Annotated in this window: 12 protein-coding genes; 2 read left to right on the top strand and 10 right to left on the bottom strand. The window is 72.7% G+C overall.

What is annotated here, in order from left to right; translation table 11 throughout:
• Positions 1–214: 214 nt before the first annotated feature.
• From pheT to infC, 7 genes are all read right to left on the bottom strand, one after another.
• Positions 215–2,749: a phenylalanine--tRNA ligase subunit beta gene (pheT, locus tag OG562_RS07035; RefSeq protein ID WP_266394872.1), complete on the bottom strand. Its 2,535-nt coding sequence runs from the start codon at positions 2,747–2,749 to the stop codon at positions 215–217.
• On the bottom strand, positions 2,749–3,870 hold the full coding sequence (gene pheS / locus OG562_RS07040) for a phenylalanine--tRNA ligase subunit alpha (protein ID WP_266394875.1): 1,122 nt from the start codon (positions 3,868–3,870) through the stop codon (positions 2,749–2,751). The genes pheT and pheS overlap by 1 nt, the downstream gene beginning before the upstream one ends.
• 139 nt (positions 3,871–4,009) lie before the next feature.
• Positions 4,010–5,125, bottom strand: a complete 1,116-nt coding sequence (locus OG562_RS07045; RefSeq protein ID WP_266394877.1) for an ATP-binding protein — start codon at positions 5,123–5,125, stop codon at positions 4,010–4,012.
• Positions 5,126–5,172: 47 nt separating this feature from the next.
• Positions 5,173–6,024, bottom strand: a complete 852-nt coding sequence (locus tag OG562_RS07050) for an RNA methyltransferase (protein ID WP_266394879.1) — start codon at positions 6,022–6,024, stop codon at positions 5,173–5,175.
• A gap of 94 nt (positions 6,025–6,118) precedes the next feature.
• On the bottom strand, positions 6,119–6,502 hold the full coding sequence (rplT, locus tag OG562_RS07055; protein WP_018549117.1) for a 50S ribosomal protein L20: 384 nt from the start codon (positions 6,500–6,502) through the stop codon (positions 6,119–6,121).
• A gap of 110 nt (positions 6,503–6,612) precedes the next feature.
• Positions 6,613–6,807 (bottom strand): 50S ribosomal protein L35, encoded by a 195-nt coding sequence (gene rpmI / locus OG562_RS07060; RefSeq protein WP_006607578.1) that lies wholly within the window; start codon positions 6,805–6,807, stop codon positions 6,613–6,615.
• Positions 6,808–6,918: 111 nt separating this feature from the next.
• On the bottom strand, positions 6,919–7,644 hold the full coding sequence (gene infC / locus OG562_RS07065; protein ID WP_266394883.1) for a translation initiation factor IF-3: 726 nt from the start codon (positions 7,642–7,644) through the stop codon (positions 6,919–6,921).
• A gap of 373 nt (positions 7,645–8,017) precedes the next feature.
• Between infC and OG562_RS07070 the strand changes: the two genes are divergently transcribed.
• Positions 8,018–8,413: a DUF1844 domain-containing protein gene (locus tag OG562_RS07070; RefSeq protein ID WP_266394885.1), complete on the top strand. Its 396-nt coding sequence runs from the start codon at positions 8,018–8,020 to the stop codon at positions 8,411–8,413.
• On the opposite strand, the gene OG562_RS07075 is transcribed toward OG562_RS07070, so the two are convergent.
• A complete protein-coding gene (locus tag OG562_RS07075) occupies positions 8,410–9,159 on the bottom strand; it encodes an SseB family protein (protein WP_266394886.1) in 750 nt (249 codons plus the stop codon). The genes OG562_RS07070 and OG562_RS07075 overlap by 4 nt on opposite strands.
• 150 nt (positions 9,160–9,309) lie before the next feature.
• On the opposite strand from OG562_RS07075, the gene OG562_RS07080 reads away from it, so the two are divergent.
• Positions 9,310–10,329 (top strand): serine hydrolase, encoded by a 1,020-nt coding sequence (locus OG562_RS07080; protein WP_266394888.1) that lies wholly within the window; start codon positions 9,310–9,312, stop codon positions 10,327–10,329.
• A 36-nt stretch (positions 10,330–10,365) separates the two neighbouring features.
• On the opposite strand, the gene mycP is transcribed toward OG562_RS07080, so the two are convergent.
• Together mycP and OG562_RS07090 are read right to left on the bottom strand one after the other, a co-directional pair.
• Positions 10,366–11,610, bottom strand: coding sequence for a type VII secretion-associated serine protease mycosin (gene mycP / locus OG562_RS07085; RefSeq protein WP_266394891.1), 1,245 nt, complete (start codon positions 11,608–11,610; stop codon positions 10,366–10,368).
• Positions 11,607–12,446 carry a hypothetical protein gene (locus tag OG562_RS07090; RefSeq protein WP_266394893.1) on the bottom strand — a complete coding sequence of 280 codons (840 nt, stop codon included), beginning with the start codon at positions 12,444–12,446 and terminating at the stop codon, positions 11,607–11,609. Before OG562_RS07090 ends, mycP begins: the two co-directional genes overlap by 4 nt.
• Between the last annotated feature and the right edge of the window lie 1,416 nt (positions 12,447–13,862).

The raw sequence follows: 13,862 nt of genomic DNA on the forward strand, positions 1-13,862 counted from the left end.
AGCACAGACCGACCGGCCCCGAAAGGCCGGTCCGATTCTGTCCACGTCAGGGCCGAGGAGGACCGTTTCGCCTGAGATCGTCACTCGGATGAGTGAGGGAACCCCTGGGGGCTGGGACGCAGCCCCCAGCCCCCAGGGGCGCGGGGCTGCATCGATATGCGGCTCCGCCGCCGGGCGCGACCAGCCGCACACGTGCCGCGGTCGGCGCACGGCATCAGCCCCGCAGGACCGCTCCCGTCCGCTCGCCCGCGAGGGCGACCGCCGCATCCCGGGCAGCCGACGCCTCGTCGACCGTCAACGTCCGGTCGACCGCGCGGAAGCGCAACGCATAGGCGAGCGACTTACGCCCCTCCCCCAACTGCTCCACGTTCTCGTAGACGTCGAACAGCCGGATGCCCTCCAGCAGTTCACCCGCCCCCGCGCGCAGCGCGGCCTCGACGGCGGCGTGCGGCACGGACGCGTCGACGACCAGCGCGACGTCCTGCGTGGCGACGGGGAACGTCGAGATGCTCGGCGCCTGCGGAGTGTCGTCGCCGACCGACTGCAGGACGTCCAGGTCCACCTCCATCGCGGAGGTGCGCGCGGGCAGCCCGAGCGCCTTGAGCACGCGCGGGTGCAACTCACCCGCATGTCCTACGACCCGCTCCGCGCCGTCGACGACGACCACGAGCTCGGCGCAGCGGCCCGGGTGCCACGGCCCGTACTGGCCGCCCCGGACGACCAGCTCGGCGCCGGCCTCCCGGGCGACGGCCCGGGCCGCCTCGACCGCGTCGGCCCAGTCGGCCGGACGGCCCCGGCCCCACCAGCCGGCCTGCTCGCGGGCGCCCGCGAGGACGACGGCGGCATGGCGCGGCTGCTCGGGCAGCACGGCGTTCAGCGACGCCAGCTCGGCGTCGGTCGGGCGGCGGTCGACGGGGAGGTGACCGGCGACGCCCTGCGCCACACCCTCGCCCTCGCCCGTGCCCTCGCCCGGCAGGAAGACCAGCCCGGTCTCGAACAGCGCCAGATCGTGGCTGCCCCGCCCGTCGTTGCGCCGCAAGGCGCCGAGCAGGCCCGGCAGCAGCGACGTACGGAGTGCGGGCTCCTCGTCGTTGAGCGGGTTGGTCAGCTTGACGACGCGGCGGGCCGGGTCGTCGGCGGCCAGGCCGAGCTGGTCGAAGACCTGCTCGCTCACGAACGGGTAGTTCGGCGCCTCGACGTAGCCGGCGCCGGCCAGTGCACGGCCGACGCGGCGGTGCAGGCGCTGCCTGCGGGTCAGGCCGCGGCCCGCCGAGGGCCTGGGCAGCGTGGAGGGCAGGTTCTCGTAGCCCTCCAGGCGGATGACCTCCTCCGCCAGGTCGTTGACCTCGGCGAGGTCGGGACGCCAGGACGGGACGGTGACGAGCAGCTCGTCCTGCCCGTACACGTCACAGCCGACCTCCTGCAGCCGCCGTACGACCGTCTCGCGGCCGTACACGACGCCCGCGACCCGGTCCGGGTGGTCGGCCGGGACGCTGATGGTGTGCGGGGCGGACGGGGCGACGATCTCGGTGACGCCCGCGTCGGCCGTGCCGCCCGCGAGCAGCACCAGCAGGTCGACCGTGCGCTGGGCGGCGGCCGCCGCGGCCTGCGGGTCGACCCCGCGCTCGAAGCGCTTGGACGCCTCGGAGGACAGCTTGTGCCGACGGGCCGTGCGGGCGATCGACACCGCGTCGAAGTGGGCGGCCTCGATGACCACGTCGGTCGTCGAGCCCTCCACGTCGTGGTCGGCGATCTCCGTGTTGGCGCCGCCCATCACGCCGGCGAGGCCGATGGGGCCGCGCTCGTCGGTGATGACCAGGTCCTCGGCGTGCAGGGTGCGGGTGGCGCCGTCGAGGGTGACGAGCTGCTCGCCCTCTCCGGCCCGGCGGACGCCGATCGTGCCCTGGACCAGCGTGCGGTCGTAGGCGTGCAGCGGCTGGCCGAGCTCCATCATCACGTAGTTGGTGACGTCGACGGCGAGGGAGATCGGGCGCATGCCGACCTTCTGCAGCCGGCGCTGGAGCCAGAGCGGGGAGCGCGCCTCGGGGCTCAGACCGGTGACGGTGCGGGCGGTGAAGCGGTCGCAGCCCATCGGCTCGGAGACCTGCACCGGGTAGCCGAAGGCGTTCGGCGCCGGTACGTCGATCAGGGCGGGGTCGCGCAGCGGCAGGCCGTAGGCGATGGCGACCTCGCGGGCGACGCCGCGGATCGACAGACAGTCGCCGCGGTTGGCGGTGACGGCGATGTCGAGGACCTCGTCGACCAGTTCGAGGAGCTCGACGGCGTCCTTGCCGACCTCGGTCTCGGGCGGCAGCACGATGATGCCGTGGCTGCCGTCGTCGCCCATGCCCAGCTCGTCGCCGGAGCAGATCATGCCGTGGGACGTCTTGCCGTAGGTCTTGCGGGCGGCGATCGAGAAGTTGCCGGGCAGGACGGCGCCCGGGAGGACGACGACGACCTTGTCGCCGACGGCGAAGTTGCGGGCGCCGCAGACGATCTCCTGCGGCTCCCCGGTGCCGTTGGCGGCGCCGACGTCGACGGTGCAGAAGCGGATGGGCTTCTTGAAGCCCTCGAGCTCCTCGATGGTGAGCACCCGGCCCACGACGAGCGGGCCCTTGAGGTCGGCGCCGAGCTGTTCGACGGTCTCGACCTCGAGACCGGCCGACACGAGCTTGGCCTGTACGTCACGGCCGGTCTCGGTGGCCGGCAGGTCGACGTACTCCCGCAGCCAGGAAAGCGGGACCCGCATCAGATCTCCATCCCGAACGGCCGAGTGAACCGGACGTCACCCTCGACCATGTCTCGCATGTCTTCGACGTTGTGGCGGAACATCAGCATCCGCTCGATGCCGAACCCGAAGGCGAAGCCGCTGTACTTCTCCGGGTCGACACCGCAGGCGGCCAGCACCTTGGGGTTGACCATGCCGCAGCCGCCGAGCTCGATCCAGCCCTCGCTGGAGCAGGTGCGGCAGGGGCGGTCGGGGTTGCCGACGGACTCGCCGCGGCAGACGTAGCAGACCATGTCCATCTCGGCGGACGGCTCGGTGAAGGGGAAGAAGTTCGGCCGCAGCCGGGTCTTCATGCCCTCGCCGAACAGCGACTGGACCATGTGGTCCAGAGTGCCCTTGAGGTCGGCCATGGTCAGGCCCTCGTCCACGGCGAGCAGCTCGACCTGGTGGAAGACGGGCGTGTGCGTGGCGTCGAGTTCGTCCGTGCGGTACACACGGCCGGGGCAGATCACGTACACCGGCAGCTCGCGGTCGAGCAGCGAGCGGATCTGGACCGGCGAGGTGTGGGTGCGCAGCACGACGCCGGACTCGGTGCCGCCCTGCGGGCCCTGCACGAAGAACGTGTCCGCCTCGCCGCGGGCCGGGTGGTCCGGGCCGATGTTCAGGGCGTCGAAGTTGAACCACTCGGCCTCGATCTCGGGGCCCTCGGCGACCTCGTAGCCCATGGCCACGAAGACGTCCTCGATGCGCTCCGACAGCGTGGTGAGCGGATGGCGGGCGCCGGCCGGCACGCGGTCGTAGGGCAGTGTGACGTCCACCGCCTCCTCGACCAGGACGCGCTGGTCGCGCTCGGCCTCCAGCTCCTCCTGGCGGACGGCGAGGGCCTTGTTCACGGCGCCTCGGGCCTGGCCGACGAGCTTGCCGGCGGCGGCCTTGGCGTGCGGGGGCAGGGCGCCGATCTCTCGATTGGCCAGGGCCAGCGGGGAGGCGCCGCCGGTGTGGGCGACCTTGGCCTCCTGGAGCGCGTCGAGGGAGCCCGCGGCGGCGAAGGCGGCGAGCGCCCCGTCCCGCATGCGCTCGATCTCTTCCGGTTTCAAGGCCTCGACCTCTACAGGGTCGTACGACTTATTCGGTGCCGACATCTCTTCCCGTGCTTCCGATTGGCTGGCTGAAGGTCCCCGTCCCCGACTCACGCAGAGGTCAGAGGGCCGTCCATGGGACACAAAGGTGCCAAAGGCCGAGTCTAACGGGGTGGAGGTATACGGATGCGCCCGCGGGCGCTCAGGTCAGATAGGCCGGAGCGCTCACGGGCAACGTAAATCGGAACTCGGCGCCGCCGCCGACGGCGCGGCCGACCGTGATGACGCCGCCGTGGGCTTCGACGATGCCCTTGACGATGTACAGCCCGAGGCCGGTGCCGCCGCGCTTGCTGCCCCGCCAGAAGCGGGTGAAGACGCGGTTCATGGACTCCTCCGGGATGCCTGCGCCCTCGTCGCTCACGGTGACCGACGTGCCGGTGTCCTCCCCTTCCCGGGGGGACGCGGCGGGCGTGATGTCGATCGTGACGGTTCCCTCGCCGTGGCGCACCGCATTTTCGATGAGGTTGCTCAGCACCTGGTCGACCTTGTCGGGGTCGGCCCACAGGGCGGGCAGCGGCTGCTCGATGCGCAGCAGGAACCGGTCGGCGGGCTGGCCTGCGGCGACGTAGGCCTGGATGTGCCGTCCCACGGCCGCGCCTATGTCGACGGGCTGGCGGCGCACCTCGAGCCGTCCCGAGTCGATGCGCGAGATGTCCAGCAGTTCGGCGATGAGCCGGGTGACGCGGTCGGCGTCGGCGTCGACGGTCTCCAGCATCAGCCGTTTCTGGTCGTCGGTGAAGCGCGACCACTTGGCGAGCAGGGTGGCGGTGAAGCCCTTCACGGAGGTGAGGGGCGAGCGCAGTTCGTGGGCGACGGTGGCGATCAGCTCGGCGTGGCTGCGCTCGGTGCGGCGGCGGGCCTCGGTGTCGCGCAGCGAGACGACGACGCGCCGGACGGGCCCGGTGGGTTCGGCACGGACGTACCGGACGGTGACGAGCACCTCGCGCCCGCCCGGCAGCAGCAGGTTGCGCTCGGGCTGGCCGACCCGGATCGCGAGCCCGCCGTAGGGGTCGGTCAGCTGCCACCACCGGCGGCCTTCGAGGTCCTCCAACGGCAGGGCCTTCTCCAGGCGCCGTCCGAGGGCCTCCTCGGCGGGGACGGCGGTGATGCGCTGGGCGGCGGCGTTGAAACAGACGACGTGCCCGTGCTCGTCGGCGACGACCAGCCCGTCGGGCAGGTCGTCGGGGTCGATGCCGAGTTCGGCGAGGTCACCGGCGGGTCGGGCCGCTCCCGGTGCGCTGCTCGTGCCGACGCTCATCCCCGTACCCCACCTCCCAGACAAGGGCCTCCGGGCACGTCACCCTACTAGCTCTCGGTGACGGAGCGGCACCCTCCGGAGGCGCGCTGTGCACGGGCCGATGCATAGAGACATACGGCGGCGGCGGTCGCGAGGTTCAGGCTCTCGGCCTTCCCGTGGATCGGGACGCGCACGACGGCGTCGGCGAGGGCCCGGGTCTCCTCGGGGAGCCCCCAGGCCTCGTTGCCGAACACCCAGGCGGTGGGCCCGCCCATGGCGCCCTTGTCCAGCTCGTCGTCGAGGTCGTCCTCGCCCGCGCCGTCGGCGGCGAGGATGCGCACCCCGGCGTCCCGCAGCCCCGCCACGGCCTGCTCGACGGGGACCCCGACGGCGACCGGCAGATGGAACAGCGACCCGACGGAGGCGCGGACGGCCTTGGGGTTGTAGAGGTCGACGGAGGCGTCGGTGAGGACGACGGCCTCGGCCCCGGCGGCGTCGGCGCACCGCAGGACGGTGCCGGCGTTCCCGGGGTCGCGCACATGGGCCAGCACGGCGACGAGCTTCGGCCGGGCGGCGAGGATCTCCTCGAACGGCGTGTCCAGGAACCGGCAGATCCCGACGAGGCCCTGGGGGGTGACGGTGGTGGAGATCTCCGCGATGACCTGCTCGTCGGCGAGGTGGACCCGGGCGCCGGCGTCCCGCGCCTCCTCGATGATCTCCGCGTAACGCTCCGCGGCCTCGACGGTGGCGAACAGCTCCACGAGGGTGTCCCGGCCGTACCCCGCCGCCTCCCGCACGGCCTGCGGCCCCTCCGCGAGGAACAGCCGCTCCTTGCCCCGGAAATTCCGCCGAGCGAGCCGCCGGGCGGCGGCGACACGGGGGGAACGGGGGGAGATCGGCTCGGGGCTGGCAGGAGACATCCGGTTCACCTCAGAAGTATGTGCAGACACAGCAGGACCCGCAGGTCTGGAAACCTGCGGGTCCTCAGTCACGTCGGCTAGAGCCGACGCAGCGTCACGCGGCCTTCGGCGCGTTGACGTCCGCCGGCAGGGCCTTCTGCGCGACCTCGACCAGCGCGGCGAACGCACCGGCGTCGTTCACGGCGAGCTCGGCGAGGATCTTGCGGTCGACCTCGACGTTCGCGGCCTTCAGACCCTGGATGAAGCGGTTGTACGTGATGCCGTTGGCGCGGGCAGCGGCGTTGATGCGCTGGATCCACAGCTGACGGAAGTCGCCCTTGCGCTTCTTGCGGTCGTTGTAGTTGTAGACCAGCGAGTGGGTGACCTGCTCCTTGGCCTTGCGGTACAGGCGCGAACGCTGACCGCGGTAGCCGGAGGCCGCCTCGAGGATCGCCCGGCGCTTCTTGTGGGCGTTGACTGCCCGCTTGACGCGTGCCACTTTTTACTCCTTGTAGCGGGGTCGTGGTTGTCGTCACACGACCCGGAATCGATGGGGTCCCGGTCCAGACGTACGGCGCGCGGTGATCAAGGGATCAGGCGCCGCGAACGTCACTTGCCGAGAAGCTTCTTGATCTTCGCGGCGTCGCCCGGGGCCATCTCGGCGTTGCCGGTGAGGCGACGCGTCACGCGGGACGACTTGTGCTCGAGCAGGTGGCGCTTGCCGGCGCGCTCACGGAGCACCTTGCCGGAGCCGGTGATCTTGAAGCGCTTGCTGGCACCGCTGTGCGTCTTGTTCTTCGGCATAGCGCCGTTCTCTCCTCGTCGGTGCGCTCCGGTGCCCGGTTCGAGAACCGGGCACGGTGTGGAGCGTCGCTGCTGTTTCGGTTATGTCCAGGGGACTCGCGTCCCTAGGATTCACGCCTCGGCGGAAGCCTCGGCAGGGGTCTCGGCGAGCTCGGCGTCGTCGGCGATCTCGATGCCGTCGTCGCCCTCTTCACCCTCGACGCCGTCGACGTCCGCGGGGTTCTGCGACTTGCCGGGGTTGGCCTTCGCCTCGGCCTTGCGGGCCTCCTGCGCCTGACGCGCTTCGGCCATCGCCTCGGTCTTCTTCTTGTGCGGACCCAGAACCATGATCATGTTCCGGCCGTCCTGCTTCGGGTTCGACTCGATGAACCCGAGGTCCTCGACGTCCGACGCGAGACGCTGCAGCAGTCGGTAGCCGAGCTCCGGCCGGGACTGCTCGCGACCACGGAACATGATCGTGATCTTGACCTTGTCGCCCTGCTTGAGGAACCGAACGACGTGACCCTTCTTGGTGTCATAGTCGTGCGGGTCGATCTTCGGCCGGAGCTTCATTTCCTTGATGACCGTGTGCGCCTGGTTCTTGCGCGCCTCACGGGCCTTCATGGCCGACTCGTACTTGAACTTCCCGTAGTCCATGAGCTTGCAGACCGGCGGGCGGGCGCTCGCCGCCACCTCGACCAGGTCGAGGTCGTACTCCTGCGCAAGCTCCAGTGCCTTGGCCAGGGGGACGATGCCCACCTGCTCGCCACTGGGACCGACAAGTCGCACTTCGGGGACGCGAATCCGGTCGTTGATGCGGGGCTCGGTGCTGATGGATCCTCCTTGGTAGCACCACACGGCGGTCTGGCGGACGGCCGCGTAACGTCTGTGTTCGGTAGTCTCACAACCACGTCGAAGCACAAAAAATGCCCCGAACGATCACATGCGGGGCTCCAAGCACTACCGGAGCACCGACGCGAGGGATCGCGGGGCGCACTACCGGGCGACTCCATCGTCCGTACGGAACGATGGTGATCGCCTGACCGGGGTGACCCGCCGTCCCTGGGGGACAGTCGGGTGGGAGATCGGAGCCTCCACTTGTGGGCCGGGCCCGCCTGCTGAGGGGCACGCGTGTCCGACCGGTCTGTACACGAGATTAGCAGCCTGCGCCAGGAACGGCCAATCGAGCCTCGATACGGGGTCGGCCCGCCCTGCGCCTATCGTGTGGGGCATGAGTGAGACCTCCCCCTCGCAGAACCCCGAGCAGAACCCCGAGACCGCGGGCCCCGGCACCCCCGACTACGACGAGATGACCCGTGACATCGCCGAGGTCCCGGCCGTCGAGGTGATCGTGACGGTCGCCGTCAACCTGCTGAGCGCCGCGGCCGTGAAGCTCGGGCTGACCGAGGAGGGCGACAAGTACAAGGACCTGGACGAGGCCCGCAAGCTGGTGCACGCCCTCGCCGGTCTGCTGGACGCGAGCGCGACCGAGATCAGCTCCTTCCACGCGGCCCCGCTGCGCGACGGCCTGAAGTCGCTGCAGCTGGCCTTCCGCGAGGCGTCCCTAGTCCCGGACGAGCCGGGCCAGGGCCCGGGCGAGAAGTACACGGGCCCCATCTACGGCTAGCTCGACCTCGTCGCTCGGTCTCTTACGTACAGGGGCTCGCCCGGAGGCGTCGTCCCGGCCGGCAGCAGTGCCAGGTCGAGGCCGCGCACCAGGCGGGCCCTCAGCGTCTCGTCGGCGGCCAGCCGCCGCGCCACCGCCCGTGCGGCCTCCGCGGGCACGGCGGCCGGGTCGAGGACCAGGGCGAGGGTGCCGTCGGCCTGGCCCGGCCCCAGGTGGGCGCTGACCACGTCGGGCTCGGCGGCCACCGCGTCCCGTACCGCGTCCCGGACCGCCGGATCGGCGAGCGGATCCGTCGTCGTACGCCCCTCGGCGAGCGCCAGCAGCGCCGGCCCCGTCAGCTCGAAGGCCACCGGCCCGGCCAGATCCAGCACGACCGTGTCGGCCTTCTCGTGCGCGGCGGCCTGCAACGCCTGGTGCAGGGGCACGGCGACGGGGCGGGCCGCCGGATCCCAGCGGGCCAGGGAGTCGGTGGACGTGAAGGCCGGCAGGGCGGTGCGGGCCCCCGCCTTCAGGGTGGGGACGGCCATGTCGCTGGTCTTCTCGCGGCGCAGCCCCTTCTCGTCCTCCTCGACCTCGCCGAGCACGGCCACCACCGGGACGAGCAGCCGGGCCCCCTTGAGAGCCGCCAGGACGGGTCCCACGGCGGTGCGGTCCTCGGCCCAGGCGGCGAGCGCGGCGCTCAGCCGGGGGTCGGCGGTGCCGTCGTCGTCGGAGAAGCCGGAGTCGGGAATGTTCTTGTTCGCCACGGTGACCGACCTTATCGGGGGGATGCTGCTGGGCTTGTGCGGGGCCGGAAACACGGCGGTCACCACTTTCACGGGTTTCTCAGAGTTCGCTGACACACCTCTAACGTGCGTCTTACGAAGCGCACAGTCGCCGCCCCGACCATCGCCTGCATGGAGTCTTCCAGAGCACGTCGCAGCCGCCGCGCTCGGCCGTCCCGGCGCCGCCCTCTCCTCTACACCGCGCTCGCCGCCGTCGCCGTCCTGGGCGCGACGGCGGGCGGCACCGCGTACGTGAAGGCGCAGGCGCACTCCGGTACGGGGCCCGCATCGTCGTCGACGGCGCCGTCGGCCTCGGCGTCCGAGTCCGAGTCCGAGTCGACGGACGGGGGGACATCGGTGGAGCCCGTGGCGGATCCCGAGGTGGACTACGACGCCCTGCTGCGCACCGCGATGAAGGCGGTCACCGTGTCCGGTGACGCGGACGTCTCCGCGGCCGTCCTCGACCTGGACTCCGGGGACGGCGCCGCCTACGGCGAGGGGGCCTTCGACACGGCGAGCATCGTCAAGGTCGACATCCTGGCGACACTGCTGCTCCAGGCGCAGGACGCGGGACGGCATCTCACCGCGACCGAGAAGTCGTACGCCACCGCGATGATCGAGAACAGCGACAACGACTCGGCGTCGGCGCTGTGGCGGATCATCGGGAAGGCGAAGGGCCTCGACGCGGCGAACGAGCGGTTCGGGCTCGCGGACACCGCGGGCGGCGACGACATGCTGTGGGGGCTGACCCAGACCACGGCCGCCGACCAGCTCACCCTGCTCCAGCAGGTCTTCGGGGACGACTCGAAGCTGAGCGAGGCCTCGCGGACGTACGTCCAGGGGTTGATGGGGCAGATAGCCGCCGACCAGCACTGGGGTGTCTCGGCCGCCGCCGACGGCTCCTCGTGGGCGCTGAAGAACGGCTGGCTGGCGCGCAGCACGACCGGGCTGTGGGACATCAACAGCATCGGGCGGGTGACCGTCGACGGTCACGACTACCTGGTGGCGGTGCTGTCGAACGGCAACACGACGCAGGCGAAGGGCGTCTCGCTGGTCGAGGCGGCGGCCAAGGCGGCGGTGTCGGTGTTCGCGGGCGACAGCGCGTCGGCGTCCACGACAGCCGCCTCCGCGGCCGATTCGGCGACCAAGTAGCTGTAGTTATAGCCGTAGCTACAACTACAGCCATAACTACAGGCTCTCGTAGCGTTCGCGGCGGCTGCGCCACAGGACGACCGACGTGCCCAGGAGCACCACTCCGGCACCGCCCGCGAGGGTCCCGGCCCAGCTGGACGTGTCGTCGTCGGAGGGGGCCGGGTCCGGACCGGAGCCGAAGTACTTGTCGCCGTACGCCGCCGACTGCAGGCCCTCGGTCTTGAGGTCGGCGGCGGCCTTGATCGCGGCGGCCGGGTCGATGAAGCCGTAGCCGCGGGAGTCGTCGCGGCCGCCGGTGGGGGCGTTGCGGGCGGTGTCCTCCAGGAGCTTCTTGATCTGCGCCGGGGTCAGGCCCGGGTGGGCGGCCTTGACGAGCGCGACGGCTCCGGAGACGAACGCGGAGGCCGCGGACGTACCCCAGCCCTGGTAGTACTTGTGGTCCGGGTCGGCGATGACGACGTCGACGCCGGGCGCGCTGACCGTCGCGTACCAGCGGCGGGTGGAGAAGGAGGCGCGGGTGCCGTAGCGGTCGACGGCGGTCGCGGCGATGACGCCCGGGTAGGCGGCCGGGTAGGAGATGTGGTCGCCCTTGTCGCCGCCGTTGCCGGCCGAGGCGACGACGACGGAGCCCTTCTTCAGCGCGTACTGGACGGCCTCGTCCTCGGCGGGTTCGGGGTGGGCGGAGGCGGAGTCGTCGCCCAGGGAGAGGTTGATGACGTCGGCGCCCTGGTCGGCGGCCCAGCGGATGCCCTCGGCGAGGGCGTTGCCGCGGGTGTTGCGGGCCTTGGTGCGCTGTGGGTCGCCGTCCTCGAGGATCACCCGGACAGGGAGGATCTTCGCCTCGGGGGCGATGCCGAGGACGCCGTCGTCGTTGGCGTAGCCGTGTCCGTGGCCGGCGATGATGCTGGCCATCGCGGTGCCGTGCCGGGCCCAGGCGCGGTCCCCCTGCACGGCCCCGAAGCCCACCATGTCCTTGCCGGTGAGGACGTTGCCGGCGAGGTCGGGGTGATCGGCCTCGACGCCGGTGTCCAGGACGGCGACGGTGATGCCCTTGCCCTTGGTCGTCTGCCAGGCCGCCTGCGTGTGCAGCGCGTCGAGGGCCCACTGCTGGGCGCGGATGCCGTCGGCGTACGCGGTGGCGGGCGGCACGAGGGCGACGGCGGCGGCCAGCAGACAGCTCAGGACCCCGACCCGGCAGGCCGTTCTGCCGGTCGCTGTCCTGCCGGTCACTGTTCTGCCGGTCACTGTTCTGCCGGTCGTACGGCTGCGGCTGCGGCTCATGAGGGCTGCTCCGAGGGCGAGACGGCGGTCTTGCGCAGGCTGCGCTCGATGCGGTCGGCGAGGCCCTTGCTCTCGTTGCCGAGGCCGGCCTGGGCGGGGGCCGTGGTCGCACCGGACGCCGTGGCCTCGGCGGCGCCCTGCGGGGTGTCGACGGTGCGGCCGTCGGCCCAGCCGGAGACGGCGTAGACGACGACGGGGGCGTCGGTCAGTACGGAGATCGTCCACGAGGCGCGCTGCTTGTCGCCGAAGCCGACGGCGAGGGTGTCCTTCGCTGCGTACGGGCGGGGCATCAGGTCGGTGCGGCGGGCGAGGCCCTCCTTCGCGAACCGGGTGTCGAGGGAGCGCATCGCGGCCGCGTCTGCGTTGGTGAACAGCAGGCCGACGGTGGTCACGTAGCTCTCGGTGGCGTCGATGTAGGTGGCGCGCAGCAGGCGGGCGCAGCCGACGGGGGCGAGGACCTTGCGCAGCAGCGGGTCGAAGGCGTCGGCGCAACCGCTGTCGGGGGCGACGGCGATGCGCGTCCAGGTGCGGTCGGCGCCGCCGGGGCCCGCGCCCTGGCCGTCCACCGTGGGCGGGAACAGCTGGTCAACGGGGACGTTGTGCCAGAGGCTTCCGGCGGTGGTGTACGTGCTGGGCTCACCGGCCTCGGCCGGGTCGCCGACGAGCCAGCTGCCGGTGACGGCCCCGCCGATGAGGCCCAGCCCGAGCACGACGCAGGCGGCGGCCGCGACGGCCCGCCCTCGCGTCCCGCCGAAGCGCCGCGCGTCGCCGAACCCCTCGGGCTGCGCGAACGTCACCACGGGCCGGGTGGCCCCCAGGGTGCCGCCCGGCGACATGGGAGCGCTCCAGGAAAGCGCCGGATCGGGCGAGAGCCCGCCACCGCCTCCCTGCTCGGCAGCGTCCACGGCCCGCCCGGACGGCTCCGCGGCGGTCTCGGGCGCAGCGAAGTCGGTGTGAAAGGACGCCCCGGAAGCGGGACTCCACGCCGGCCGCCCCTCCGGCTCCCCCGGCGCCTGCGACGGCACGAAGGACCGCGAACCGGCCCCGTCGGCATCCTGCCGAACAGGCCCGGGCGAGGGCACCCAGCTGCGGGGCAGGGGGGTCCAGGCGGTGTCGGCTGAACTGGGGGCGTCGGGGCGAGGGGCCGTTCCACCGGCGGGGCGGGAAGCGGGCGGGACGGTGGGACGCGGGGGAACTGCGCCGACGGTGCGGGGACCGGCCGGGTCGGCGGGGCGCGGGGCAGCCGGGTCGGCGGGACGGGAAGCGTCGGCGCCGACGGGACGAGGAGGAGTCGTGCCGGCGGGACGCGGGGTTGTCGCGTCAGCCGGGCGGAAACCAGCCGGACCGGCGGGACGAGGAGGAGTCGCTCCCGCCGGGCGGGGAGCCGTCGTGTCAGCAGGCCGAGAGGCGGCCGGACCCGCGGGACGGGAAGGGGCGGCGGGAGGGGGCGTCGTCGCCTCAGCCGGGCGGAAACCAGCCGGACCCGCAGGACGAGGAGAAGTCGCTCCCGCCGAGCGGGGAGCCGTCGTGTCAACAGGCCGAGAGGCGGCCGGACCCGCGGGACGGGAAGGGGCGGCGGGAGGGGGCGTCGTCGCCTCAGCCGGGCGGAAACCAGCCGGACCCGCAGGACGAGGAGAAGTCGCTCCCGCCGAGCGGGGAGCCGTCGTGTCAACAGGCCGAGAGGCGGCCGGACCCGCGGGACGGGAAGGGGCGGCGGGAGGGGGCGTCGTCGTGCCGCCTGGGCGTGAGGCGGGCGAGCCTGTGGCTCGGGAGCCGTCCGGACCGGCCGGGCGGGGCGCGGCCGCGCCGCCAGGAGGCGAACCGGGCGAGCCGGCGCCGCGGGAGCCGTCCGACCCCGCAGGGCGCGAGACGCCTGTACCGCCAGGACGCGGACCGGCCGGACCCGGGCCGCGGTAGCCGTCCAGACGGACGGGCCGGGTGAGGCTCGTGCCGCCGGGGCGGGCGCCGGAGCCGGCCGTGCCGCCGGGACGGGGACTGTCCGCACCGGAGTCGGTGGGGGCAGGCGGGCGTTCGTCGCCTCGTGGGGGCGGGGTGTCCGGGAAGCGTGCCGAGGCGGGCGGCGGGGGCGGGTTCATGGCGTCCGTGTGCTGGGGGGAGGACGGTGGCCGCAGGCTGGGGGTGCGGGGCGGCGAGGTACGCGGGGTGCGCGGGCCCTGGGGGGCCGTGGGCGAGGCCGAGGTCGCGTTACCGGTGCCGGTGCCGGAGTCCTCGGACGCTTCTCCCGGGACCCT

It is taken from the genome of Streptomyces sp. NBC_01275 (genome assembly GCF_026340655.1).
GTDB lineage: Bacteria > Actinomycetota > Actinomycetes > Streptomycetales > Streptomycetaceae > Streptomyces.